Origin of the sequence: Pseudonocardia sp., from assembly GCF_025965585.1 — a bacterium.
Taxonomy (GTDB): Bacteria; Actinomycetota; Actinomycetes; order Mycobacteriales; family Pseudonocardiaceae; genus Pseudonocardia.
The window spans coordinates 1-24847 of sequence record NZ_JAOPWR010000471.1 but is presented as its reverse complement, the minus strand read 5'-3'; the positions used below and the strand labels follow the sequence as shown (position 1 = coordinate 24847).

The following is a 24847-nucleotide window of genomic DNA, read 5'->3' as shown; positions in this document are numbered from 1 at the left end:
CCGCGCGGTACGGCGTCCGTTCCGGACGCGACCACCGTCACCCGCAGGACGTCGCCGGCGGATCGTAGGGTCGGGACGTGCTCGATCTCCGCCCCGTTCCCTTCGATCATCCCGACGCGGTGCGTCTCATCTCCGAGGTCCAGGCGTTCTACCGCGAGCGCTACGGCGACGAGGACGTCACGCCCGTCGACCCCGCGGAGTTCGCCGCGCCGCTCGGGTTCTTCATCGTCGGCTACGTCGACGGCACGGCGGTGGCGTGCGGTGGCTGGCGCGCCCGGGCCGGCGGGGAGGATCGCGCGCTCGCCGACGGCGACGCGGAGGTCAAGCGGATGTACGTGAACGACGCCCACCGCGGACGCGGGTACGCGCGCGCCGTGCTCGGCGAGCTCGAACGCACCGCGGCCGCGGCGGGCAGGCGGCGGGTGGTGCTGGAGACCGGCACGCGCCAGCCCGAGGCCATCGCTCTCTACGTCGGCGCGGGCTACGCACCCATGCCGAAGTTCGGCGCCTACCGCGACTTCCCGAGCAGCCGGTGCTACGCCAAGGCGCTCACGGTGGACGCCCCTGCGTGATCATCCGCGCCCGATCGGGGCAGTCGGCGTGTCAGGTGTGGCGCCGAAACGCCGGCGGGCGCACCATTCGCGCGGTACACGCAGGACGCACGGTATGAGGGGGCTCCGACGGTGCTGTTGGCTCAAGCAGATCTGCGGTTGGGCACGACCGCCATCGACTACGTGCTCGTGGCGTTCTACTTCGTGCTGGTGCTCGGGATCGGTGTGGTCGCACGTCGCTCCGTGTCGTCCAGCCTCGACTTCCTGCTCTCCGGCCGCTCGCTCCCGGCCTGGGTGACGGGCCTGGCGTTCGTCTCGGCGAACCTCGGGGCGCTCGAGCTGGTCGGGATGTCGGCCAACGGCGCCCAGTACGGCCTCCCGGTGGTGCACTACTACTGGATCGGCGCCGTGCCGGCGATGGTGTTCCTCGGCATCGTGATGATGCCCTTCTACTACGGCTCCAAGGCGCGCAGCGTGCCGGAGTTCCTGCGCAAGCGGTTCAACGCCACGACGCAGCGCGTGAACGCGGTGACGTTCGCGGTGGCGTCGGTGCTCATCGCCGGCGTCAACCTCTTCACACTCGGGCTCGTGCTCGAGGCGCTGCTGGGCTGGTCGCTCTACGTCGCGATCCCGGTGGCCGCGGTCGTGGTGCTCGCCTACACCGTCCTGGGCGGGCTGTCGGCGGCGATCTACAACGAGGTGCTGCAGTTCTTCGTCATCCTGGCGCTGCTCGTACCGCTCACGGTGGCGGGCCTCGCGCGCGTCGGCGGCTGGGACGGGCTGAAGGAGAAGGTGACGGCCGCGGCGGGCGGCGGGGCCGACCAGCTCTCGTCGTGGCCCGGCACGTCGCTCACGCAGATCGCCAACCCGACGCTGTCGGTGATCGGCATCGTGTTCGGTCTCGGCTTCGTGCTCTCGTTCGGCTACTGGACGACGAACTTCGCCGAGGTGCAGCGCGCGCTCTCGGCCCGCAACATGTCCGCCGCCCGGCGCACGCCGATCATCGCGGCCTTCCCGAAGGCGCTGATCCCGCTCGTCGTGGTGGTGCCCGGCATGGTCGCGGGCGTGCTGGTGCCACAGATCGCGGCGCTCAAGGCGGGCGGGAACTCCGGCGGCGTCACCTACAACAACGCGCTGACGCTGCTGATGGACGAGGTGCTGCCGAACGGCCTGCTCGGCGTGGCGCTCGCGGGCCTGCTGGCCTCGTTCATGGCCGGCATGGCGGCCAACGTCAGCTCGCTCAACACGGTGTTCACCTACGACCTGTGGCAGGACTGGATCCGCCCCGGTCGCAGCGACCGTTACTACCTGCAGGTCGGCCGCCTCGTCACGGTGGTGGGCTGCGTCCTCGCCATCGGCGCGGCGTTCCTCGCCGGGAGCTACTCCAACATCACCGACTACATCCAGGCGCTGTTCAGCTTCTTCAACGCCCCGCTGTTCGCGATCTTCATCCTGGGCCTGTTCTGGAAGCGGATGACGGGCACCGCGGGCTGGACGGGCCTGATCGCCGGCACGGTCGCGGCCATCGTCGTCGACGTGCTTGTGCGCACGCACGTGCTCTCGCTCTCCAGCCAGGCCGGCAGCTTCGTCGGCGCCGCGGCCGCGTTCGTCGTGGGCGTGGCGGTGTCGGTAGGGGTCTCGATGGTGACGCAGCCCAAGCCCGACGCGGAGCTGGTCGGCCTCACGTGGTCGCTCACACCGCGGGAGTCGCGCGACCACGCCAACACCGGTGAGGACGCCGGCTGGTACCGCTCGCCGGTGACGCTCGGCGTGATCGTGCTCGTGCTGATCGTCGTCCTGTACATCGTCGTCTGATGGCCGGCACCACCGAAGGAGAAGAGATGTCGGACAACGAGGCCGGTACCGAGGCGGTGAAGAGCGCGTCGTCGGCGCTGTTCGACCTGCGCACGGTGATCGCGATCCTCTTCCTGGTCTACGGCGTCGTGCTGACGGTGATGGGCTTCGTCTCGGACACGCCCGAGGAGCTGGCCAAGGCCGGAGGGATCGACATCAACCTCTGGTCCGGCATCGTGATGATCGTCATCGGTGTGCTGTTCGTGGCCTGGGCGCTGTGGCGGCCGCTGAAGCCGCCGGTGGTGGACCCGGCCGAGGAGTGAGGGCGGACGTGCGTCGGCGGTGACGCACGCCCGGAGAGCGTCAGCGCTCGTGCACCGGCAGACGCGGGTTGAACGCGACCAGCGTCCAGTCGTCGAAGCGGCGCAGGGCGCGGCGGAGACGGTCGGTCATGGTGACGATCATTCCCTTCCGGTTGTCGTGTCGTGCTCGTACGTCATGTTCATCGCCTCACGGAGCTGAATCGTTCCAGATGATCAGGTGAGGGCCCTCACGCCCGGGGCGCGTCGGCCGGCGCCGATAGGGTCGTGGGGGATCGAAGTCGGTCGGTGGAGGAGAGGTGCAGGTGTTCGCGCTCGTCGTCGCACACCTGGTCGTCGCCGCGCTGCTGCCCCTGGTGTCCGCCCGCAGCAGGAGGTCCGCGTTCGCAGTGGCGGCCGTCCTACCTGCGGCGACGCTCGTGTGGGCGCTGCTCGAGGTCGGCCCGGCGCTGCACGGTGGCATCGACGCCACCATCGCATGGGCCCCCTCGCTCGGCCTGGAGCTGAGCTTCCGGCTCGACGCGCTGGCGCTCGCGATGATCGTGCTGGTGTCCGGGGTCGGCGCCGTCATCCTCGTGTACTGCGTGGGCTACTTCGGCCGCGATTCCCCCGACGCCACGCGCAGCGCCGCCCTGCTGCTGGCCTTCGCCGGCGCGATGCTCGGGCTGGTGCTGGCCGACGACCTGCTGACGCTCTACGTCTTCTGGGAGCTGACGTCGGTGGCGTCGTTCCTGCTGGTCGGGCAGTCGGGTGCGGACAGGCAGGCCCGCCGGGCCGCGGTGCAGGCACTGCTCGTCACGGTGTTCGGCGGGCTCGGGATGCTGCTGGGCTTCATCCTGCTCGGCGAGTCCGCGGGCACCTACCGGATCTCGGCGATCCTCGCCGACCCCCCGACCGGCGGGCTCGTCCCCGTCGCGCTGGTGCTGATCCTGCTGGGCGCGTTCACGAAGTCGGCGCAGCTGCCGTTCCACCCGTGGCTGCCGGCGGCGATGGCGGCCCCCACGCCGGTCAGCGCCTACCTGCACGCCGCGTCGATGGTGAAGGCCGGGGTCTACCTGGTGGCGCGGCTGTCCCCGGGCTTCGCCGACGTCGCCGTGTGGTGGGTGCCGATCGTCGTCGCCGGGCTGGGCACGATGCTCATCGGCGGGTTCCGCGCGCTGCGGGAGCACGACCTCAAGCGCGTGCTCGCGTTCGGCACCGTCAGCCAGCTCGGGTTCCTCATGGTGCTGTTCGGCACGGGGGAGCGGGTCGCGGCCTACGCGGGCATCGCGATGCTGCTGGCGCACGGGCTGTTCAAGGCTCCGCTGTTCATGACGGTCGGCACGATCGACCACGCGACCGGCACCCGCGACCTGCGCAAGCTCTCCGGCCTGCGCACCGCGATGCCCGGCACCGCCGTCGCCGCGGCGCTGGCCGCCGCGTCCATGGCCGGCATCCCGCCGGTGCTCGGCTTCGTCGGCAAGGAGGCGGCGTTCGAGGCGTTCCTCGGCACCGGCGGCGCGCGGGGCTGGATAACGGCGCTCGGGCTGCTGGCCGGGTCGGTGTTCACCGTCGCCTACAGCGCGCGGTTCCTCTGGGGGGCGTTCGCGCGGAAGCCGGGTGTCGCGGCGACCCCGGTGCATGCTCCCGGGCCGCTGCTCACCTGGCCCACCTGGCTCTGCGCGTTGGCCGGGCTCGGCCTCGGCATCGGCTACCCGCTCGTCGACGCCCTCGACGCGCCGTACGCCACCGGCTACCCCGGCGAGGAGTACCACCTCGCGCTCTGGCACGGCCTGGGCCTGCCGCTGCTGTTCTCGGCCGTCGCGATCGTGGGCGGTCTGCTCCTGTTCCGCGCGCCCCTGCCGCGCCGTCGCTTCCCGCTCGACGCCCAGCGCGCCTACGACCACGTGATCAGCGGCCTCGGCCGCATCGCCGTCGCGGTCACCGGGCGGACGCAGGTCGGGTCGCTGCCGGTGTACCTGGGCACGATCCTCGTCGTGGTCGTGCTGCTCCCCGGCCTGGCCACGCTGACGGGTGGGGTGTGGCCGGAGAACCAGCCGCTGTTCTCCACCGCGATGCAGCTGCCGCTCGGGTTCGCGGTGGTGGTCTCCGCGCTCGCCGTGCTCCGGGCGCGGCGCCGCTTCACGGCGGTGCTGCTCGTCGGCGTCATCGGGTACGCCGTCGGTGGCCTGTTCATCCTCGACGGCGCTCCCGATCTGGCGCTGGCGCAGTTCCTCGTCGAGACGCTGTCACTGGTGGTGTTCGTCTTCGTGCTGCGACGGTTGCCCGCGCACTTCACCGAGGAGCGGTCGTCGCGCCGGGCACAGCTGCCCAAGGCGGTGATCGCGACGGTCGGCGGCATCGTGGTGGCGGGCATCGCGGTCGTGCTCTCCGGGGCCCGCACCGAGCCGGCGGTGAGCAGCGCCGACTACATCCGGCTGGCCCCGGAGGTGGCCGGCGCCGACAACGTGGTGGCCGCGATCATCGTCGACTTCCGCGCGCTCGACACCGTCGGCGAGATCGGCGTGCTGTTCATCGCCGCCGCCGGTGTGGCCAGCCTCGTGCTGGCCACCCGCTACGACCGCGGCGGCGGCCGCAGGCCCGTCGAGAGCGGCCAGAGCTCGCCCGAGCACGAGGAGGACGTCCTCGGATGACCCATCCCGACCCGGAGCCCGCCGAGCCCAGCCTGATGCTCGCGGCGGCCACGCGTGCGTTGTTCCCGACCGTCCTGGTGTTCTCCCTCTACCTGCTGCTCGTCGGTCACTACGGGCCCGGCGGCGGTTTCGCGGCAGGGCTGGTGGCCGGGCTCGCGTTCGTGCTGCGCCACATCGCCCTCGGGGGCGCCGAGGTGCGCGCGCTCGTGCCGGTGCGCCCGCCCGTGATCATCGGCTCCGGCCTGCTCATCGCCGTGCTCACGGCGCTGGCCCCCGTCGCGTTCGGGGCGCCGGTGCTGGCGTCGACGAAGCTGTCCGTGTCCCTGCCGGTGCTCGGCCCGATCGCGGTGCAGACCAGCCTGTTCCTCGACATCGGCGTCTACGTGCTCATCGTCGGCGTGGTGATCGACCTGCTGCGGTCGCTCGGCGCAGGCATCGAGCGCGACATGCGTGACGCGGGAGAGCAGTAGCGACGTGACGATCAACCTCGCGATGGCGCTGGTGGTGGCCGTCCTCTACGCGGTGGGTTTCTACCTGCTCATGCAGCGCTCGCTGATGCGCGTGCTCATCGGCGTGGTGGTGCTGGGGCACGGCACGAACCTGCTGCTCCAGCTCGCGGGCGGCCCTCCCGGTCGGGCCCCGGTCATCGGGCTGGCCGATCCGTCCACGTTCGCCGATCCGCTTCCGCAGGCCCTCGCGCTGACGGCCGTGGTGATCACCTTCGCGCTCACCACGTTCCTGCTCGCGCTGGGCTACCGGTCCTACGTCCTGGTCGGGCGCGACGAGGTGCAGGACGACCTCGAGGACGCCCGCATCGCCCGGCAGAAGGTGCCGTCGGCGGCGCTCGAGTCCGACGACGACACCGACGACCCCGACACCGGCGAGGTGTCCGACCGGTGAGCACCCTCCTCACGCTGCCCGTGCTGCTGCCGATCCTGGGCGCCGCGCTCACGGTGGTCGGCAGTCGCTCCGCCACGCTGCAGCGGGCGGTGGGCATCGTCGTGCTGACGGCGGTGGCGGTGATCGCGGCGGTGCTGCTCGTCGTCGCCGACCGCAGCGGGCCGATCGTCGAGGCGCTGGGCGGCTGGGCGGCGCCCGTCGGCATCGCGCTGGTGGCCGACCGGCTCTCGGCGCTGCTGCTGCTCGTCTCCACGCTCGTGACGCTCGCGGTGCTCGTCTACGCCATCGACCAGCGCATCGCCGACTACGGCCGCGGCACCGCCAGCACCACGTTCCACCCGATGTACCTGATGCTGTGCGCGGGCGTCTCGCTGGCGTACCTGACGGGGGACCTGTTCACGCTGTTCGTGGCGTTCGAGCTGATGCTCACCGCGTCATACGTGCTGATCACGCGGCGCACCAGCGCCAGACGGATCCGCGCGGGCATGACCTACGTGATCGTCAGCCTGATGTCGTCGCTGCTGTTCCTGACGGCCGTGGCGATGGTCTACGCGGCCACGGGCACCGTGAACCTCGCGGCGCTGTCGGAGCGGATCGGGGCGCTGCCACCGGGCCTGCGCACCGTGCTCGGGCTGATGCTGCTCGTCGTCTTCGGGATCAAGGCGGCGATCGTGCCGCTGCACTTCTGGCTGCCCGACAGCTACCCGAACGCGCCCGGCCCCGTGGCCGCGCTGTTCGCCGGCCTGCTCACCAAGGTCAGCTTCTACGCGCTGGTGCGCACCCAGACGCTGCTGTTCCCGCGCGAGAGCCCGTGGACGCTGATGCTGGTGCTGGCCGTGCTCACGATGCTGGTGGGCGCGCTGGGCGCGCTGGCGCAGAACGACCTCAACCGGCTGCTGTCGTTCCTGCTGGTCAGCCACATCGGGTTCATGCTGTTCGGGCTGGCGGTGTTCGACCCGGCGTCGATCTCGGGGGCGACGCTCTACGCGGCTCACCACATCACGGTGCTGGCCACGCTGTTCCTGGTCAGCGGCCTCATCACGCGGCGCACCGGCACCGTCAAGCTCGACGAGATGGGCGGCCTGCTGTGCGACGCGCCGGGTCTCGCCGTGCTGTTCGCGATCCCCGCCCTGACGCTGGCCGGCATCCCGCCCACGGCCGGTTTCGTGGCCAAGCTGGGGCTGCTGCAGGCCGGTGCGGCGGCCGGGCCGTGGCCCGCGGTGGTGGCCGGCGTGGTGATCCTCGCCAGCCTGCTGACGCTCTACGCGCTCACCCGGGTATGGGTGCGCGTGTTCTGGGGCGAGCCGACGCCGCCGCTCCCCGACGACGACCCGGACGACGAGGTGCAGGTGGGCACCGCACGCTCGTCCGTGCCGATGTACCTCGCCACCGGTGGCCTGATCGTCGCCAGCCTCGCGATCGCGGTGTTCGCGGGCCCGCTCTCGGCGCTGACGGGCCGCGCGGGCGCGGACCTCCTCGCCCGCGAGCCCTACGTGACGGCGGTACTGGGGGCAGCGCGATGACCCGGGTGCCGCGGTCGCGGTGGACCGGGCTGCTGTGGCTGACCGTGGTGTGGGTGCTGCTGTGGGGCGTGTTCACCCCGTTGACCGTCGTGGGCGGACTCGTCGTGGCGGTCCTGGTCACGGTGATCTCGCGGCAGGCGCCGGCGTCGGAGCGGCTGCCGTTGCGCCCGGTGCGGCTGCTCGGGCTCGTCGCGTACCTGCTGTACGACCTTGTCGTGTCCGGGGCCGAGGTGAGCTGGGAGGTGCTGCGCCGCGGCCCGGACGCCCGCGGCGCGATCATGTCGGTGCCGTTGCTGAGCGGGTCGGAGCGGGTGGTGGCGCTGATGGCCAGCGCGCTCTCGCTGGCCCCGGGCGCGATGGCGCTGGAGATCGACCACGACAACGGTGTCTGGTACGTCTACGCGCTCGGCCCGCGTGACGATGCCGGCGTCCGGAAGGCCTGGCTGCGGACGATGGACATGCAGCGGCGTGTCCTCGCGACGTTCGGCACGCCCGATGAGCTGCGCCGCGCGGAGCGGCTGATCCTGGAGCGTGCCTCGTGACGGCGCGATACCCGCTCGACAGGGTTGAGCCATGACCATCGTGTTCACGATCGTGCTGGTCATGCTCTGTGCGGCCGGCCTGCTGACGCTGGTGCGGCTGCTGCGCGGGCCCGGGACGCTGGACCGGATCGTCGCCCTGGACGTGTTCGTCGTGCTCATCGTCGCGGGCGCCGCCGTGTACGTCGCGTACTACGAGGACGGCTCGAACATCCCCTTGCTCGCGGCCGTCGCGCTCGTCGGGTTCGTGGGGTCGGCCACCGCGGCGCGGCTGGCCGAGCGGCGGAGGCGGCACCGGTGATCGCCGACGTCCTCTCCGCCGTCCTGATGCTCGTCGGTGCCCTGTCCTGCCTGCTCGGCGCGCTGGGGATCGTGCGGCTGCCCAGCCTGCTCTCCCGGCTGCAGGCGGCCACCAAGCCGCAGACGCTCGGGCTGCTGCTGATCCTCGCGGGCACGGCGCTGCGGGTGCCGCTGGAGAGCGCGGCCACGCTGCTGCTGGTGGGGCTGTTCCAGGTGATCACCGCGCCGGTGATCTCGCAGATCGTCGGACGGTCGGTGCACCGCAGCGGCGGCATCCGCCCGGAGGTGCTCGTGGTGGACGAGCTGGCCGAGGACAGGCCCGAGGACCGGCCCTCATAAGGTTGGGGGATGCCCTGTTACGCCCTCGGTGACTCCGAACCGGACATCCACCCCGACGCCTACGTCCACCCTGACGCCGTTGTGATCGGCAACGTGACGATCGGCGCTGAGTCGTCGGTGTGGCCCACCGCGGTGCTCCGCGGCGACGACGGCCGGATCGTGGTCGGAGCCCGCTCCAGCATCCAGGACGGGTCGATCATCCACTGCACGGCCACGCAGCCGACGATCATCGGCGACGAGGTCACGGTCGGCCACAACGTGCACATCGAGGGTGCCACCATCGGCGACCGCGCGCTCATCTCGTCGGGCTCGGTGGTGCTGAACGACTCCCGGGTCGGGGAGGGCGCGATCGTCGCCGCGGGCGCGGTCGTCTCGCCCGGTGCGGAGGTCACGGCGCGCCGGATGGCGCTGGGCATCCCGGCGCGGGTCCGCGAGGGCTACGAGGTGCCCGAGGGCGCGTTCGCCTACGCCGTCACGAGCTACGTCCAGCGGGGCAAGCGCTTCCGCTCCGAACTGCGCCGCCTGGACGACTGATGGCCAAGCCGTTGGAAGAGGTCGTCGAGGCCGGGTGGGCACGGGCGCTCGCCCCGGTGGCCCAGCAGATCGCCGACATGGGCGACTTCCTGCGTACCGAGATCGCCGCGGGCCGCCGCTACCTGCCGGCGGGCGCGAACGTGCTGCGCGCGTTCACCCAGCCCTTCGACGACGTGCGCGTGCTGATCGTGGGCCAGGACCCGTACCCGACGCCGGGGCACGCCGTCGGACTGTCGTTCTCGGTGTCGCCGCAGACCCGCCCGGTGCCGCGCAGCCTGGCCAACATCTTCCGCGAGTACTCCGACGACCTCGGCCACGCGACGCCGGCCACCGGCGATCTCACGCCGTGGGCCGACCAGGGCGTGCTGCTGCTCAACAGGGTGCTCACGGTGTCGCCGGGCGAGCCCGCGTCGCACCGCGGGAAGGGCTGGGAGGCCGTCACCGAGCAGGCCATCCGCGCCCTCGTCGAGCGCGACGCCGAGCCGCTCGTGGCCATCCTCTGGGGCAGCGACGCCCGCAAGCTCGCGCCCCTGATGCCCGACGTCCCGCTGGTGGAGTCGGCGCACCCGAGCCCGATGTCGGCCGACCGCGGCTTCTTCGGCTCACGGCCCTTCAGCCGGGCCAACGAGATGCTCGAGGAGATCGGCGGCGACCCGGTGGACTGGAAGCTGCCCTAGCCCAGGGACGACGCACAGCACCCCCGCCCGGACGTGCCGGGCGGGGGTGCTGTGGGTGTTCGGGGTGCTCGCGCTCAGGCGCGAGCGACCTTGCCCGCCTTCAGGCAGGACGTGCACACATTCATGCGGTGGCGGTTGCCACCATCGGTACGGGCCCGAACGGTCTGGATGTTCGGGTTCCAGCGGCGGTGGGTGCGGCGGTGCGAGTGCGAGACGGACATGCCGAAGCCCGGACCCTTGCCACAGACGTCGCAGACGGCAGCCACGTCGAACTCCTCGGGTAGACGAACAGGAAGCCGGGAAGTCTCCCGGTCGCGATGAGCCAGGGTACCTGCGCCGTCCGGCGGGGTGCACACCACCCGGTCGCTACCCTCTGCGGCTGTGCCCCCCGTGCTCGACTCCGCGCTCCTCACCGGCTGGGCCCGCGCGGCGACCGAGGCGCTGGAGCGGCACTGCGCGGAGGTCGACCGGATCAACGTCTTCCCCGTCGCCGACGGCGACACCGGCACGAACCTGCTGCTCACGATGCGTGCGGCGCTCGACGCGGCCTGCCGTGTGCCTCCGGGCGACGGCACCTCGGCGGTGGCAACGGCGCTTGCGCGGGGCGCCCTGCTGGGGGCCCGTGGCAACTCCGGGGTGATCCTCTCGCAGGTGCTGCGGGGCATGGCCGAGGCCGTGGCCGCGGCGCGGGCCCCGCTGGACGGTGCCGTGCTCTCCGACGCGCTGGCGCGGGCGCGGGCGCTGGCCGTCGCGGCGTTCGACCACCCCCGGGAGGGCACGGTCCTCACGGTCCTGGCGGAGGCCGCCGAGGCCGCCAGGGGCTCGCGGCTGCTCGACCGCGTGGCCTCCGCCGCGGCCGACGGCGCGGCACTCGCGCTGCGGGCCACCACCGGCCAGCTGCCGGAGCTGGCCCGCGCCGGCGTCGTAGACGCGGGAGGGCTGGGCCTCTACCTCGTCCTCGACGCACTCGACGGACTGCTCAACGGCCACCCGTCGGCGAGCGTGCTGCCGGTCGCTCCCGAGCCCGCCGTCGACGCCGCGGTCGCCGCGCGGGGCAGCGAGGCGCTGCGGGCCGAGCGTGAGGCCGGCTCGGAGGAGTTCGAGTACGAGGTGATGTACCTCCTCGACGCGGACGCCGCCGCCGTCGCGGTGCTGCGGGTGACGCTCGCCGCGCTCGGGGACTGCGTGGCCGTCGTCGGCGACGGGGACGGGCTGTGGAACGTGCACGTGCACTGCACCGACGTCGGCGCCGCGATCGAGGCGGGCGTCGCGGCGGGCCGTCCGCACCGCATCACCGTGATCCGGTTCGCCGACCAGACCGGGCCCGACGCGACCCCCGGTCGTGCCGACCGGTTCGTGCGCTCGCGCGCCGTGCTCATGGTGGTGACCGGTGCGGAGGTCGCCGAACTGGCCCGGTCGGCCGGGGCGTCGGTGATCGAGCGGGAGTCCGGCGAGTCGATCGAGGAGGCCGAGCTCGTGGCGGCGCTGGCCGGGACGCTGGCGCAACAGGTCGTCCTGCTGCCCGACGACTCCGAGCTCACCGCGGTGGCCGAACGCGCGGCCGCGGTGGCCCGCCGGGAGGGCCAGGAGGTGCTGGTGGTGCCCACCGCGTCGGTGCTGCAGGGGCTCGCGGCACTCGCCGTGCACGACCCGAACCGGCGGCCAGGCGACGACGTCGTCGCGATGGCCGAGGCCGCCGCGCTCACCCGGACGGCCGGGCTGATGGTGGCCGAGTCCGAGGCGCTGACGTGGGTGGGCCGGTGCGAGCCCGGTGACGTGCTCGGCGTCGCCGACGGGGAGGTGGTGCTGATCGCCCCGGACCTGGCTGTCGGTGCCCTGTGGTTGGCTCACCGCATGCTCCTCGCGGGCGGTGAGATCGTCACCGCGCTGCTCGGGCAGGGGGCCGACGAGGACCTCGGCGAGGGGCTGGCGGCCGACCTGCGCCGCACCCACCCCGAGGTCGACGTCGTCGTCCACCGGGGTGGGCAGACCGACTATCCGCTGGTGCTGGGGGTGGAATGACCTCGCGAAACGTCGATCCGACCGCGATCGACATGCTCTCGCCGCTGGGGCCCGTCCTCGGCCGGGCGGCCGACGCGCTGGCCAAGCAGCTCGACCTGCACACCATCGGCGATCTCGTGCGCCACTACCCGCGCCGCTACGTCGACCGCGGCAAGCTCACCGACATCGCCGGGCTCGAGATGGGCGAGCACGCCACGCTCGTCGCGCTGGTGGAGAAGGCCACGCTCCGCGACATGCGGCAGCGCCGGGGCAAGCTGCTCAACGTCGTCATCCGCGACGAGAAGGGCGCCCAGCTCGACTGCACGTTCTTCAACGGGCAGAAGGTGCAGTACGTCATCCATCCCGGCGTCCGGGCGGTGTTCTCCGGCAAGGTCGGCATGTTCAACGGGAAGCTGCAGCTCACGCACCCGCAGTTCGACCCGCTCGACGAGGCCGACGAGATCCGCCCGTTCATCTCCGTCTACCCGGCCACGGGCAAGATCACCTCGCAGGAGATCGCGCGCTGCGTGCGGCAGGTGCTCGACGTGCTGGACGACCCGACCGACCCGTTGCCCGAGTTCCTGCGGGAGCGCGAGCGCCTCGCCGACCTGGGCCGGGCGCTGCGCCGCATCCACGTCCCCGAGACCGAGGCCGACTACCACGCGGCGCGCAACCGGCTGGTGTGGGACGAGGCGATGGGCGTCCAGCTCGCGCTGGCTCTGCGTCGCCACGCCACGGTGTCGCGGCCGGCAGCCGCGTGCCCGCCGAAGCCCGGTGGCCTGCTCGATGCGTTCGACGCGCGGCTGCCGTTCACGCTCACGGCCGGGCAGCGGGAGGTCGGCGCCGAGGTGGCCGGGGACCTCTCGCACGAGCACCCGATGAACCGCCTCGTGCAGGGTGACGTCGGCGCGGGCAAGACGATCATCGCGCTGCGGGCGATGCTGCAGGTGGTCGACTCCGGCCGCCAGGCCGCACTGCTCGCACCCACCGAGGTGCTCGCCGCGCAGCACGCGCGGTCGCTGCGGTCGATGCTCGGGCCGCTGGGCAACGCCGGCGAGCTGGGGACGGCCGAGCAGGCCACGAGCGTCACGCTGCTCACGGGGTCGCTGGGGGCCAAGGCCAAGCGCCGGGCGCTGCTCGACGCCCAGTCCGGCGCGGCCGGCATCGTCGTCGGCACCCACGCGCTCATCCAGGACACCGTCGGGTTCGCCGACCTCGGGCTCGTCGTCGTCGACGAGCAGCACCGGTTCGGCGTCGAGCAGCGTGACGCGCTGCGCGGCCGCGGCGAGCTCGCGCCGCACATGCTGGTCATGACGGCCACGCCGATCCCGCGCACCGTCGCGATGACGGTGTACGGCGACCTGGAGATCTCCGCCCTGCGCGAGCTGCCGGCCGGGCGGTCCCCGATCTCGACGTCCGTCGTGCCGCTGGCGGAGAAGCCCAGCTGGTTCGGCAGCGTCTGGCGGCGGGTGCGGGAGGAGGTCGCGGCCGGGCACCAGGCGTACGTGGTGTGCCCGCGGGTCGGCGACGCCGCGGGCAAGGACGAGGAGCTCGTCGACGACGCCCCGGACATCGGCGCCGACTCGGACGACGGCGGCTCGGCGCGGCGTCCGCCGATGGCGGTGCTCGACGTCGGGCCCAAACTGGAGGAGGGCCCCCTGCAGGGCCTGCGCATCGGCATCCTGCACGGCAAGCTGCCGCCCGACGAGAAGGACACCGTGATGCGGGCCTTCGAGCGGCGCGAGCTGGACGTGCTGGTGGCCACCACCGTCATCGAGGTGGGGGTCGACGTCCCCAACGCCACGGCCATGGTCATCCTCGACGCCGACCGCTTCGGCCTCTCCCAACTCCACCAGCTCCGCGGCCGCGTGGGCCGGGGATCGGCGCCGGGGGTGTGCCTGCTGGTCACCGACATGCCGGCGGCCACCGCGGCCCGCGAGCGCCTCGACGCGGTGGCCGGCACCACCGACGGCTTCGAGCTGGCCCGCCTCGACCTCGAGCTGCGCCGTGAGGGCGACGTGCTGGGCGCGATGCAGTCGGGCCGGCGCTCCGGCCTGCGGCTGCTGTCCCTGCTGCGCCACGAGGAGATCATCTCCAAGGCTCAGGTGTACGCGGGCCACATCGTGGAGGAGGACCCGAGCCTCGACACCCATCCCGGCCTGTTCGCGCTGGTCGGTGAGACGGTGGGCGACGAGGAGCGCGCGGCCTACCTCGACAAGGTCTGAGGCCGTCGGGCCGGTGACCGCCGCGAGGTGGGCGTTTCGCTCCGACGACCATCGGATACGCCCCGGTGGCGCCGATCATGACGGGCCCGCCGGCCGGTTCGTGTCACCTCGCGCGCCGCGTGGTGCCGACCGCGCGCCATTGCGTGTCGACTCGCGCGCCGGGTCGTGTCGACTCCCGGGGCTCGGACCCCCGTCAGGCGGGGAGGGCGCCTCGGGCCGCTTCGTCCAGCGCCGTTCTGGCCGGGATCGGGACGTGTACGACCCCGGCCTTGTCCAGCTTCGCCAGCTCCGAGCGGGCGCGGGCGTAGGCCGTCAGGCGCTCGGCGTCGCTGTCGGAGTCGCGGGCCGTGGTGAGCAGCTTGATCACCCGCTCGACGGTGCTGCGCTCGGCGGGGGAGAGACCCGAGAGGCGGATGCGCTCGGCGGCGTCATGGGCGGCGCGCCAGGCCCGCTCCGCGCGGTCGACGGCGGCCACGAACTGCGGGGCGTGGGTGCCGCCGGGGTACGCGTCGGTCTCCAGTGCCTGGGCCTCGGCGAACGCGTCGACGAAACGCGCGGTGCTCGCCACCGACACGTCGGCGAGGGCGGGCAGCCGCAGCACCTGCATGGCGTCGCACTCGTAGGCGGCGTACTCGCCGCGCAGACCGTGGAACCGGCGCTGGGCGTGGGCCCACACGAGGTCCGGGCGGGGCGCGGCGGCGGGCCTGCCGGGCAGCGGGGCGGTGCCGGGGGCGCCTCCGCGGCGCAGGGACTCCCGGCGGCGGCCGCGCCGCACCAGCGTGAACGCGAGCGCGCCGACCAGCAGCACCGGCGAGAACAGCCAGACGAGCATGGTGGCGAACAGGCCGACCCCTGCCGCCCCGAGCAGCAGCGGCTCGAACGACTCACTGCTCATGGCGATGGCCACCACGATCAGCAGGAGGGGCAGCACAGCGTGCGGGCGGTGTCGCCGGCCCGCGACGTACGGGTGCCTGCCGTGCTGCTGACGGCGCCGTCGTGAGCTCTCCCGCAGCCGTCTTCCCTCCGCGAACGCGGACGCCTGGCCCGGCGGAAAGCCGCCTGCGGGCATCGGGTTTCCGTAGGCCGGCCTGCCGGTGTGGTGGCGCACCTCTCCTTGGTACCGGAAGTCGGCGGTCGCTCGCACGGGTCCGATCGAGTGTCCGACGGTACGGTTCGGCGTGCCGATCACCGTCGTCGGCAGAGCAGAGGAGGGAGCCACCGTGTTCCGCAAGGTGCTGGTCGCCAACCGCGGCGAGATCGCGATCCGTGCGTTCCGCGCGGCCTACGAGCTCGGCGTGTCCACGGTGGCGGTGTTCCCGTACGAGGACCGCAACTCCCTGCACCGGGCGAAGGCCGACGAGTCCTATCAGATCGGCGAGCCGGGCCACCCGGTCCGCGCGTACCTGTCGGTCGACGAGGTGATCAAGGCGGCGCGCAAGGCAGGCGCCGACGCGATCTACCCCGGCTACGGGTTCATGTCGGAGAACCCCGACCTCGCGCAGGCCTGCGAGGACGCGGGCATCACTTTCGTGGGCCCGCCCGCGTCGGTGCTGCACCTGACGGGCAACAAGTCGCGCGCCATCGCCGCGGCCCGCGAGGCCGGCGTCAACGTGCTGCAGTCCTCGGAACCGGGCACCGACGTCGACGCGCTGGTCACGTCGGCCGATGAGATCGGTTTCCCGATCTTCGTCAAGGCCGTGGCGGGCGGCGGCGGGCGCGGCATGCGGCGCGTCCAGGAGCCCGGTGACCTGCGTGAGGCGATCGAGGCCGCCATGCGCGAGGCCGAGTCCGCGTTCGGCGACGCCACGGTGTTCGTCGAGCAGGCCGTGGTGAACCCGCGCCACATCGAGGTTCAGATCCTCGCCGACGCCTCCGGCAACGTCGTGCACCTCTACGAGCGCGACTGTTCGGTGCAGCGGCGCCACCAGAAGGTCATCGAGATCGCGCCCGCGCCGAACCTGGACCCGGAGATCCGGGCGCGGATCTGCGACGACGCGGTGAAGTTCGCCCGCGCCATCGGCTACGTCAACGCCGGCACGGTGGAGTTCCTGCTCGACGAGCGCGGCGAGCACGTGTTCATCGAGATGAACCCCCGCATCCAGGTCGAGCACACGGTCACCGAGCAGGTCACCGACCGCGACCTGGTGATCGCGCAGCTGCGCATCGCGTCCGGGATGTCGCTGCCGGACCTGCGGCTGACCCAGGACCAGGTGACGTGCACGGGCGCGGCCCTGCAGTGCCGCGTGACCACGGAGGACCCGTCCAACGGCTTCCGCCCCGACGTCGGCACGATCAGCAACTACCGCTCCCCGGGCGGCCCCGGTGTCCGCCTCGACGGCGGCACCACGCACACGGGCGCCGAGGTCAGCGCCCACTTCGACTCGATGCTGGTCAAGCTCACCTGCTACGGCCACGACTTCCCCAACGCCGTGCGCCGCGCGCGCCGTGCGATCGCGGAGTTCCGCATCCGGGGCGTGTCGACGAACCTGCCGTTCCTCGCCGCGGTGCTCGCCGACCCGGACTTCCAGGAGGGACGGGTCACCACCAGCTTCATCGAGGAGCGCCCCGAGCTGCTGCGCGCCCGCCAGCCCGCCGACCGCGGCACGCGGATCCTCACCTACCTGGCCGAGGTCACGGTCAACAAGCCCAACGGGCCGCGGCCGGAGGTCGTGGAGCCGGTGGACAAGCTCCCGCAGTGCGACGTCGGCGCCCCCGCCCCGGACGGGTCGCGGCAGCTGCTGCGCGAGCTGGGCCCGGAGGGCTTCGCCCGGCGCCTGCGGGAGCAGACCGCCGTGGCCGTCACCGACACGACGTTCCGCGACGCCCACCAGTCGCTGCTGGCCACGCGCGTGCGCAGCCGCGACCTGCTCGCCGTCGCCCCGTACGTCGCACGTACGGCACCGGAGCTGCTGTCCCTGGAGTGCTGGGGCGGGGCGACCTACGACGTCGCGCTGCGGTTCCTCAACGAGGACCCGTGGGACCGGCTGGCGGCGCTGCGCGAGGTCGTGCCCAACATCTGCACGCAGATGCTGCTGCGCGGGCGCAACACCGTCGGCTACACGCCGTACCCGATCGAGGTCACCGACGCGTTCGTCGAGGAGGCCGCAGCGACCGGGATGGACATCTTCCGGATCTTCGACGCGCTCAACGACGTCGCGCAGATGCGCCCTGCGATCGACGCGGTGCGCGCCACCGGCACGGCCGTCGCGGAGGTGGCGCTCTGCTACACCGGCGACCTGTCGGACCCCGACGAGTCGCTCTACACGCTGGACTACTACCTGCGCCTGGCCGAGCAGATCGTCGACGCCGGGGCGCACGTCCTGGCGATCAAGGACATGGCCGGGCTGCTGCGCCCGCCTGCGGCGAAGAAGCTGGTCACGGCGTTGCGGGAGCGGTTCGACCTGCCGGTGCACCTGCACACCCACGACACCGCCGGCGGCCAGCTGGCCACGCTGGTCGCGGCGATCGACGCCGGCGTGGACGCGGTCGACGCGGCCGTCGCGTCGATGGCGGGGACGACGTCGCAGCCCTCGCTGAGCGCGCTGGTGGCGGCCACCGACCACACCGAGCGCGCCACCGGGCTCTCGCTCACCGCCATCGGTGACCTGGAGCCGTACTGGGAGGCCGTGCGGAAGGTCTACGCGCCGTTCGAGTCGGGGCTCGCGTCGCCGACCGGGCGCGTCTACCACCACGAGATCCCGGGCGGGCAGCTGTCCAACCTGCGCCAGCAGGCCATCGCGCTCGGCCTGGGCGACCGGTTCGAGCTGATCGAGGACCTCTACGCCGCCGCCGACCGCATGCTGGGCAGGCTGGTGAAGGTCACGCCGTCGTCCAAGGTGGTGGGGGATCTCGCGCTGCACCTCGTCGGCGCCGGTGTGGAGGCCAAGGACTTCGAGGCCGAGCCCGGGAAGTTCGACGTGCCGGACTCGGTGATCGGGTTCCTGCGCGGCGAGCTGGGCGATCCGCCCGGCGGCTGGCCGGAGCCGTTCCGCACCCGCGCGCTGGAGGGCCGTTCGCCGGAGAAGGCGGGCGTCGAGCTCACCATCGACGACCGGCGCGGCCTGCGCGAGGACCGCCGCCGCACCCTCAACCGGCTGCTGTTCCCGGCGCCCACGCGCGAGTACGAGGCCCACCAGGAGGCCTACGGCGACACCTCGGTGCTGTCGACCAAGGACTTCCTCTACGGCCTGGAGCCCGAGCTCGAGCACACCGTGGAGCTGGAGCAGGGCGTCACGCTGCTCATCGAGCTGGAGGCCATCTCCGAGGCCGACGAGCGCGGCTACCGCAACGTGCTGGCCACCCTCAACGGCCAGATGCGCCCGGTCTCCATCCGCGACGAGTCGGTGACCACCGACGTCAAGGCCGCCGAGCGGGCCGACCGTGCGAACCCCAAGCACGTCGCGGCGCCGTTCGCGGGCGTGGTGACGCTGCAGGTGGGCGAGGGAGACAAGGTCGAGTCGGGCCAGACGGTGGCCACGATCGAGGCGATGAAGATGGAGGCGTCGATCACCGCCCAGCAGGGCGGCACGGTCGGGCGCATGGCCATCGGCAAGGTCCAGCAGGTGGAGGGCGGCGACCTGCTCCTGGAGCTGGAATGACGGGTGGCGGAGCCGCATGACCAGGATCGTCGCGGGGGTGGCCGGTGGGCGGCGGCTCGCGGTCCCGCCGAAGGGCACCCGGCCCACCTCCGACCGGGTGCGCGAGGCGCTGTTCGCCGCGCTCGACCACGATCCCGGCCTCGACGGCGTCGCCGTGCTCGACCTGTGCGCAGGCTCGGGCGCGCTGGGGCTGGAGGCGCTCTCGCGGGGCGCCGCGCACGCGCTGTTCGTGGAGTCCGACCGCCGCGCCGCCGACGTGCTGCGCCGCAACGTCGCGACCCTGGGGCTCGGCGGCGTCGTGCGGGCCGCCCCGGCCGCGGCGGTGCTGGCCGGCGCCGCCGACCGCGCCTACGACGTCGTGCTCGTCGACCCGCCCTACGACGTCCCCGACGCCGAGATCGCCGGCTGGCTCACGGCGGCGACCGCGCACGGGTGGCTCGCCGAGGACGTGACGGTGGTGGTGGAGCGGCGGTCCGGCGGCGGCGCCTTCCCGTGGCCCTCGCCACTGGAGGCCGGCCGTGAGCGCCGTTACGGCGAGACGGTGCTGCACGTTGCGCACTGTTACGGTTCCGGTTCATGAGGCGCGCCGTCTGTCCCGGCTCCTTCGACCCCCCGACGAACGGCCATCTCGACATCATCGGCCGCGCGTCGGGGCTGTTCGACGAGGTCGTCGTGGCCGTGGGCATCAACAAGAGCAAGAACCGGATGTTCACGGTCGAGGAACGCATCGCGATGCTCGAGGAGGTCGTGAAGCCGTTCTCCAACGTGACGGTGTCGTCCTTCTCCGGGCTCCTCGTCGACTACTGCCGCGAGCACGACGTCCGGGCCATCGTGAAGGGCCTGCGCGCCGTCACGGACTTCGACTACGAGCTGCAGATGGCGCAGATGAACAAACAGCTCTCCGGCGTGGACACGCTGTTCATGTCCACCAATCCCGAGTGGAGCTTCGTCGCCAGCTCGCTGGTCAAGGAGATCGCCATCTTCGGTGGTGACGTGGCCCACCTGCTCCCCGAGTCCGTACATCACCGCCTGCTGGAGCGCATCGCGGAGCGGGCCTGATCACCCGAACGGAACTTGACACGCGCGGGCTGCGCCTAATACGCGATGTGGCGGTCACGCGGTGAGAGGATCGCTCCCGTGTACCGGGTCTTCGAATCGCTCGACGCGCTGGTCACGGTCGTCGAGGAGGCACGGGGCGTCCCGATGACCTCGAACTGCGTGGTTCCCCGCGGGGACGTCCTCGAGTTGCTGGACGACGTCCGCGAGGCGATCCCGGGCGAGCTCGACGACGCCCAGGACGTGCTCGACCGCCGCGACGAGCTCGTGGACGACGCCACACAGGAGGCCGAGCAGACGCGCTCCAGCGCGCAGGCCGACGCCGACGAGATGCTGGCCCAGGCCCGCGAGGAGGCGCAGCGGCTGGTGTCCGAGGCGCGCGCGGAGGCCGAGCAGACGCTCGCCCACGCCCGCCACGAGGCCGAGCGCGCCATCGCCGACGGTCGTGCCCAGTACAACGACCTCACCGACCGCGCCCGCGCCGAGGCCGAGCGGCTGGTGCAGGCCGGCCGCGTCACGCACGACCGCTACATCACCGAGGGGCAGGCCGAGCAGGCCCGGCTGGTGTCGCAGACCGAGGTGGTGCACGCGGCCCGTCACGAGTCGGCGCGGATCGTCGACGCCGCCACAAGCGAGACCGACCGGCTGCGCCGCGAGTGCGACGGCTACGTCGACGCCAAGCTCGCCGAGTTCGAGGAGACTCTCTCCAAGGCGCTCGGCACCGTCACGCGCGGCCGCAGCCAGCTCTGGCGTGGTGCGGCCCCCAACGGCGCGCCCGCGGGTGCGACCCTGCACGGCCGGACGGGCACCGGTACCGGCATGGACCTGATCGACTGACGCTCCATGGGTCGCGTGATCACCTTGTGGTCACGATTGCTCCGTTCGGCCCCATTTGTCGGGGTACTCTCGCGCCGTGGGGCGGCAGCCGGTGGAGCCCGATCCTTCGACGTGGTGGGCCCGGTACGGACACCGTCTCGAGCCATCCCCGGAGGTCGCCAGGCCGCGGAGCGGAGAGCCAGGGGGTGCGGTGGCGGTAAGCACGGGGAACGCGGCGGTGTCGGGCACTGCGGTGTTGGGCACTGCGGTGTCGGGCACCGGGGTGTCGAGCGCGGTCGACGAGCTGAGCAGCGAGACGATCGTGCGGGAGCGCCCTGACGAACCGTCCGCGGGATGGCGGCGCGCGGTCCTGCGGGCCACGGGCGGGCTGGTCAACCCGGGGCCGGGCCTTGACGAGCTGCGCCGCCGCGAGGTGCTCCACCGCATCCGCAGGCCGCTGCAGCAGGCGCACCGCATCGCCGTCAGCTCGATCAAGGGCGGGGTCGGCAAGACCACGGTGGCCACGCTGCTCGGTCTGGTGATGGCGGAGTACCGCGGCGACCGCGTGCTCGTCATGGACGCCAACCCGGACGCCGGCACGCTGGCCGACCGCCTCACGGGCGAGTCCGCGGTCACCGTGCGGGAGCTGCTGCGCGACCTCGACGGGATCCGCTCGTGGACCGAGGTCTCGCACTACACGAGCCTCGCCGGACGCCTGCAGGTGCTGGCCTCCGAGCAGGACCCCGCGGCCGGCGAGGCGTTCAACCGTGAGGAGTACGAACGCGTGTGCGGGCTGCTCGACCGGTACTTCAACGTGATCGTCACCGACTCCGGCACCGGGCTGGTGCACTCGGCGATGGAGGGCACGCTGAAGCTGGCCGACAGCATGATCATCGTCGGGGCGCCAACGGTCGACGGTGCCGGCCGGGCGAGCAAGACGCTCGACTGGCTGCACGCCCACGGCCACGGCGCTCTCGCCGGGGACTCGGTCGCGGTGCTCTCGTGCGACCGCTCCAGCTCCGACGTGGACCTCGCGCGCATCCGGGAGCACTTCGCGTCACGGTGCCGGGCGGTCGTGGAGATCCCGCACGACCCGCACCTGGCCACGGGCGGACGCGTGGAGCTCGCGCGGCTCCGCCCGGCCACCCGGGACGCGGCTCACGCGCTCGCGGCCCACATGGCGGACCTCTTCGTCCCCTGACCGGGGGGTTGGAGCGCCAGGAGCCCGATCAAGACCCAGACAGTCCGCCCGCGCCCGCGGGGGTTCGGGTGGAACGTCCGTGATGTGGGGGAGTGTCGTGACGAGCAGCCGGGAGACAGCGTCGACGGACGACGTCGACGGGCGGGTGGCCGACGAGGACGAGGTGGCCCCTGCCGCCGCGGCGGAGCCCGAGGTGCCCACCGTGGACGACGCCGACATCGAGAGCGCCAACTCGGCCGCACCCGCGAAGACGCCCGGGTCCGGAGGCTCGCCCTCGGCGGAGCATGCGCAGGACGCCCCCCATGGGGAGCCGGTCACCGGCCCCGTCGCGCAGGTGCCGGGGCCGTTCCCGGGCCCGGCCGCGCCGCCCGCGGGACACGGACCGGCCCCGTTCTCACCGCGGCCCGGCACCGGTCCGGCCCCCGCGCAGGCCCCCGTCCAGCCGTGGGTGCGGCCGCGTCCCCGCCCGGACGCCGGCAGCGCCGCGGAGCTCACCGAGGACGCGATCGTGCGGTTCCGTAGTGATCGCCCGCAGAGCGGCTGGCGCGGGATGATGTACAAGGCGTCGGGCGGCCTGGTGAACCCGGGCATCGGGCCGGCTGAGAAGGCGCGCCAGGAGCAGCTGCGCCGGATCCGACGGCCGCTGCCGGGCTCGCACCAGATCGCCGTCAGCTCGCTCAAGGGCGGGGTCGGCAAGACCAGCGTCGCGGCCTGCCTGGGCCTGGTGCTGGCGGAGAACCGCGGCGACCGCGTGATCGCCCTGGACGCCAACCCCGACGCCGGCACGCTCGCCGACCGGCTCACCGCGGAGACGTCGGTGACGGTGCGCACCCTCATCGACAACATCGAGGCCACCCACTCGCTCACCGACATCGCGCGCTACACCAGCCTCACTGGCCGGCTGCAGGTGCTGGCCTCCGAGCAGGACCCCGCGATGAGCGAGGCGTTCAACCGGGACGAGTACGAGCGCGTGTGCGAGGTCCTCACGCGCTTCTACAACATCGTCATCACCGACTCGGGCACCGGGCTGGTGCACTCGGCGATGGAGGGAACGCTCGCGCTGGCCGACAGCCTGGTGGTGGTCGGCTCCCCGACGGTCGACGGCGCCGGCCGCGCCAGCAAGACGCTCGACTGGCTGATCGCGCACGGCCACGCGGCGCAGGTCGCCAACGCGGTGATCGTGCTCAGCTGCGACCGGACCAGCAAGGAGGTCGACCGGACGCGGGTCCGCAGCCACTTCCAGGCCCGCTGCCGCGCGGTCGTCGAGGTGCCGCACGACCCGCACCTGGCCACCGGCGGCCGGATCCGGCTGGACCGCCTCCGCCGGCCGACGCTCGACGCGTTCCTGGCACTCGCCGCGTTGCTCGCCGACGGCTTCGGTGGCCCCGTCCGCTCGACCGGGATCGCGTCGGAACAGGTGCCGAGCCCGCGATGACGTGCGAGGCACCGAGCCGCTGAGGCGATGCGGGCCGACGTGCGGGGGAGCGGACCCGGCCGGTGCGCGCGGAGCAGGCCAGGCCGTGCGCGCGCCGGAGGCCGGAGGCCCGATCCGCGTGTCGGGGCCGCGTGTCACCGCTTCCCTGGAGGAACCCACCGCGAGCGTTCGTGTGGCTCCTCCGGCCGGCCGGGCGCTGGATCCGGACCAGGCGGCCTCGGAGTTCGCCGGCCGCTGACCCTCGCGTGCACCCGCCCGACAGTGGGACAGTCATCCGTGAACGATGGCGGTCGGGTGACGCGCGGGAGGTCCACGGGGTGCGGTTGCGGCGATACGGAGGAGTGGCGGCCGCGACGCTGGTGGCGGCGGCGGTGCTGGTGATCCCGCAGAGCCAGAGCCCGCAGAGCCAGAATCCGACGACCGCCTCGCCGGCCATCGCACTCGCCGATCCTCCGTACCCGGACGTCGTGCTGGGTGCGCTGCAGCGCGACGAGGTGGCGGCGGTCCCAGGTCGGACCACCCCGCCGACGACCACCCCGCCGGCTGCCGCGCCCCCGACGCGCGCGACCCCGGCCCTGTCGCCGGAGCAGGTGCGGCTGGCTCTGGCCACCGACCCCGGCGGTACCCGGGGCATACCGGCCCGCGTGCTGGCCGCCTACCGGCACGCGGCGCAGCTCGAAGCCGCCGGTGATGCCGGTTGCCACCTCGACTGGAGCCTGCTGGCGGGGATCGGGCGCATCGAGTCGGGGCATGCGAGCGGCGGTCGCGTCGACGCCGCAGGCACCACGCGCGGGCCCATCCTCGGTCCGGTGCTGGACGGTTCGCCGCCCGGCACCGCGGTGGTCCCCGACACCGACGGCGGGACGCTCGACGGCGACGCCCGCTTCGACCGGGCCACCGGCCCCATGCAGTTCCTCCCGGGAACTTGGCGGGCGGTCGGTGCCGACGGCAACGGCGACGGGCTGGCCGACCCGAACAACGTCGACGACGCCGCTTTCGGGTCGGCCCGCTACCTCTGCGCGGGCGGTGGCGACCTCCGCGACCCGCAGGACGTGGCGGCCGCGCTCTACCGCTACAACCGCTCGGCCGTGTACGGCGCCGACGTGCTGGCGTGGGCCGAGGCCTACCGGACGGGGGCGACCCCGGTGCCGGACGCCACCGGCCCGGTACCGCCTGGGCCGGCGGTCCGCCCCGTCCCCACCGACGGGCCGAGCGCCCCGTCGGTCCTGGCGGCGGAGCCGCCGCGGGTGGCTGCGGATCCTGTGCCACGTGCAGCGGCGTCCTCCGTGCGGCCGGTGGGTCCGGGAAACCGGGCCCCGGCGACGGGCCCTGCGAGCCCGTCCCACACCACCGGGCCGGCCCACACCACCGGGCCGGCCCACACCACCGGGCCGGCCCACACCAC

At 73.1% G+C, this 24847-nt stretch carries 23 protein-coding genes; 21 read left to right on the top strand and 2 right to left on the bottom strand.

What is annotated here, in order from left to right; translation table 11 throughout:
• Window positions 1-119 precede the first annotated feature (119 nt).
• The 12 genes from JWR81_RS28915 to JWR81_RS28860 all read left to right on the top strand — a co-directional run bounded on the left by JWR81_RS28915 (window position 120) and on the right by JWR81_RS28860 (window position 10110).
• The gene (locus JWR81_RS28915) at window positions 120-572 is read left to right on the top strand and encodes a GNAT family N-acetyltransferase (protein WP_297659862.1); all 453 of its coding nucleotides are present in this window, start codon (window positions 120-122) and stop codon (window positions 570-572) included.
• Between the two features lie 138 nt (window positions 573-710).
• The gene (locus JWR81_RS28910; protein ID WP_297659859.1) at window positions 711-2366 is read left to right on the top strand and encodes a sodium:solute symporter family protein; all 1656 of its coding nucleotides are present in this window, start codon (window positions 711-713) and stop codon (window positions 2364-2366) included.
• Window positions 2366-2668 carry a hypothetical protein gene (locus JWR81_RS28905; protein WP_297659856.1) on the top strand — a complete coding sequence of 101 codons (303 nt, stop codon included), beginning with the start codon at window positions 2366-2368 and terminating at the stop codon, window positions 2666-2668. The genes JWR81_RS28910 and JWR81_RS28905 overlap by 1 nt, the downstream gene beginning before the upstream one ends.
• A 296-nt stretch (window positions 2669-2964) precedes the next feature.
• Window positions 2965-5298: a hydrogen gas-evolving membrane-bound hydrogenase subunit E gene (gene mbhE, locus JWR81_RS28900; RefSeq protein ID WP_297659852.1), complete on the top strand. Its 2334-nt coding sequence runs from the start codon at window positions 2965-2967 to the stop codon at window positions 5296-5298.
• Complete coding sequence (locus JWR81_RS28895) at window positions 5295-5768, top strand: MnhB domain-containing protein (protein ID WP_297659849.1); 474 nt, start codon at window positions 5295-5297, stop codon at window positions 5766-5768. The genes mbhE and JWR81_RS28895 overlap by 4 nt, the downstream gene beginning before the upstream one ends.
• Before the next feature lie 4 nt (window positions 5769-5772).
• Window positions 5773-6198, top strand: coding sequence for a Na(+)/H(+) antiporter subunit C (locus JWR81_RS28890; RefSeq protein WP_297659847.1), 426 nt, complete (start codon window positions 5773-5775; stop codon window positions 6196-6198).
• Window positions 6195-7721, top strand: a complete 1527-nt coding sequence (locus tag JWR81_RS28885) for a Na+/H+ antiporter subunit D (RefSeq protein ID WP_297659844.1) — start codon at window positions 6195-6197, stop codon at window positions 7719-7721. Before JWR81_RS28890 ends, JWR81_RS28885 begins: the two co-directional genes overlap by 4 nt.
• Window positions 7718-8263, top strand: a complete 546-nt coding sequence (locus JWR81_RS28880) for a Na+/H+ antiporter subunit E (protein ID WP_297659841.1) — start codon at window positions 7718-7720, stop codon at window positions 8261-8263. Before JWR81_RS28885 ends, JWR81_RS28880 begins: the two co-directional genes overlap by 4 nt.
• Before the next feature lie 31 nt (window positions 8264-8294).
• Window positions 8295-8561 carry a monovalent cation/H+ antiporter complex subunit F gene (locus JWR81_RS28875; protein WP_297659838.1) on the top strand — a complete coding sequence of 89 codons (267 nt, stop codon included), beginning with the start codon at window positions 8295-8297 and terminating at the stop codon, window positions 8559-8561.
• Complete coding sequence (mnhG, locus tag JWR81_RS28870) at window positions 8558-8899, top strand: monovalent cation/H(+) antiporter subunit G (protein ID WP_367278876.1); 342 nt, start codon at window positions 8558-8560, stop codon at window positions 8897-8899. The genes JWR81_RS28875 and mnhG overlap by 4 nt, the downstream gene beginning before the upstream one ends.
• 9 nt (window positions 8900-8908) lie before the next feature.
• Entirely contained in the window at window positions 8909-9433 is a 525-nt protein-coding gene (locus JWR81_RS28865; protein WP_297659834.1) for a gamma carbonic anhydrase family protein, read from the top strand.
• Window positions 9430-10110 carry a uracil-DNA glycosylase gene (locus tag JWR81_RS28860; protein ID WP_297659867.1) on the top strand — a complete coding sequence of 227 codons (681 nt, stop codon included), beginning with the start codon at window positions 9430-9432 and terminating at the stop codon, window positions 10108-10110. The genes JWR81_RS28865 and JWR81_RS28860 overlap by 4 nt, the downstream gene beginning before the upstream one ends.
• A 74-nt stretch (window positions 10111-10184) precedes the next feature.
• On the opposite strand, the gene rpmB is transcribed toward JWR81_RS28860, so the two are convergent.
• A complete protein-coding gene (gene rpmB, locus JWR81_RS28855; protein WP_297659831.1) occupies window positions 10185-10376 on the bottom strand; it encodes a 50S ribosomal protein L28 in 192 nt (63 codons plus the stop codon).
• Window positions 10377-10491: 115 nt separating this feature from the next.
• On the opposite strand from rpmB, the gene JWR81_RS28850 reads away from it, so the two are divergent.
• Window positions 10492-12132: a DAK2 domain-containing protein gene (locus JWR81_RS28850; protein WP_297659828.1), complete on the top strand. Its 1641-nt coding sequence runs from the start codon at window positions 10492-10494 to the stop codon at window positions 12130-12132.
• Complete coding sequence (gene recG, locus JWR81_RS28845) at window positions 12129-14336, top strand: ATP-dependent DNA helicase RecG (RefSeq protein ID WP_297659825.1); 2208 nt, start codon at window positions 12129-12131, stop codon at window positions 14334-14336. The genes JWR81_RS28850 and recG overlap by 4 nt, the downstream gene beginning before the upstream one ends.
• Window positions 14337-14529: 193 nt before the next feature.
• Here the strand turns inward: recG and JWR81_RS28840 are convergent, their stop codons facing one another.
• The gene (locus JWR81_RS28840; RefSeq protein WP_297659821.1) at window positions 14530-15267 is read right to left on the bottom strand and encodes a hypothetical protein; all 738 of its coding nucleotides are present in this window, start codon (window positions 15265-15267) and stop codon (window positions 14530-14532) included.
• A gap of 289 nt (window positions 15268-15556) precedes the next feature.
• Between JWR81_RS28840 and JWR81_RS28835 the strand changes: the two genes are divergently transcribed.
• The 7 genes from JWR81_RS28835 to JWR81_RS28805 form a co-directional block, all read left to right on the top strand.
• Window positions 15557-18934, top strand: a complete 3378-nt coding sequence (locus JWR81_RS28835; protein WP_297659864.1) for a pyruvate carboxylase — start codon at window positions 15557-15559, stop codon at window positions 18932-18934.
• A gap of 16 nt (window positions 18935-18950) precedes the next feature.
• Window positions 18951-19514: a 16S rRNA (guanine(966)-N(2))-methyltransferase RsmD gene (rsmD, locus tag JWR81_RS28830; protein ID WP_297659818.1), complete on the top strand. Its 564-nt coding sequence runs from the start codon at window positions 18951-18953 to the stop codon at window positions 19512-19514.
• Entirely contained in the window at window positions 19511-19993 is a 483-nt protein-coding gene (gene coaD, locus JWR81_RS28825) for a pantetheine-phosphate adenylyltransferase (protein ID WP_297659815.1), read from the top strand. The genes rsmD and coaD overlap by 4 nt, the downstream gene beginning before the upstream one ends.
• 78 nt (window positions 19994-20071) lie before the next feature.
• On the top strand, window positions 20072-20827 hold the full coding sequence (locus JWR81_RS28820; RefSeq protein ID WP_297659813.1) for an ATP synthase F0 subunit B: 756 nt from the start codon (window positions 20072-20074) through the stop codon (window positions 20825-20827).
• A gap of 190 nt (window positions 20828-21017) precedes the next feature.
• Window positions 21018-22007 (top strand): MinD/ParA family protein, encoded by a 990-nt coding sequence (locus JWR81_RS28815; protein ID WP_297659809.1) that lies wholly within the window; start codon window positions 21018-21020, stop codon window positions 22005-22007.
• A 97-nt stretch (window positions 22008-22104) separates the two neighbouring features.
• A complete protein-coding gene (locus JWR81_RS28810; RefSeq protein WP_297659806.1) occupies window positions 22105-23442 on the top strand; it encodes a MinD/ParA family protein in 1338 nt (445 codons plus the stop codon).
• A gap of 317 nt (window positions 23443-23759) precedes the next feature.
• On the top strand, window positions 23760-24847 hold a 1088-nt coding region (locus tag JWR81_RS28805), incomplete at its 3' end, for a lytic transglycosylase domain-containing protein (RefSeq protein ID WP_297659803.1).

What these genes read in the sequence shown, in the direction of transcription:
- JWR81_RS28865 (WP_297659834.1), top strand. Translation starts at nt 8,909, where the DNA reads ATGCCCTGTTACGCCCTCGGTGACTCCGAACCGGACATCCACCCCGAC.
- JWR81_RS28880 (WP_297659841.1), top strand. Translation starts at nt 7,718, where the DNA reads ATGACCCGGGTGCCGCGGTCGCGGTGGACCGGGCTGCTGTGGCTGACC.
- rsmD (WP_297659818.1), top strand. Translation starts at nt 18,951, where the DNA reads ATGACCAGGATCGTCGCGGGGGTGGCCGGTGGGCGGCGGCTCGCGGTC.
- JWR81_RS28875 (WP_297659838.1), top strand. Translation starts at nt 8,295, where the DNA reads ATGACCATCGTGTTCACGATCGTGCTGGTCATGCTCTGTGCGGCCGGC.
- recG (WP_297659825.1), top strand. Translation starts at nt 12,129, where the DNA reads ATGACCTCGCGAAACGTCGATCCGACCGCGATCGACATGCTCTCGCCG.
- coaD (WP_297659815.1), top strand. Translation starts at nt 19,511, where the DNA reads ATGAGGCGCGCCGTCTGTCCCGGCTCCTTCGACCCCCCGACGAACGGC.
- JWR81_RS28905 (WP_297659856.1), top strand. Translation starts at nt 2,366, where the DNA reads ATGGCCGGCACCACCGAAGGAGAAGAGATGTCGGACAACGAGGCCGGT.
- JWR81_RS28895 (WP_297659849.1), top strand. Translation starts at nt 5,295, where the DNA reads ATGACCCATCCCGACCCGGAGCCCGCCGAGCCCAGCCTGATGCTCGCG.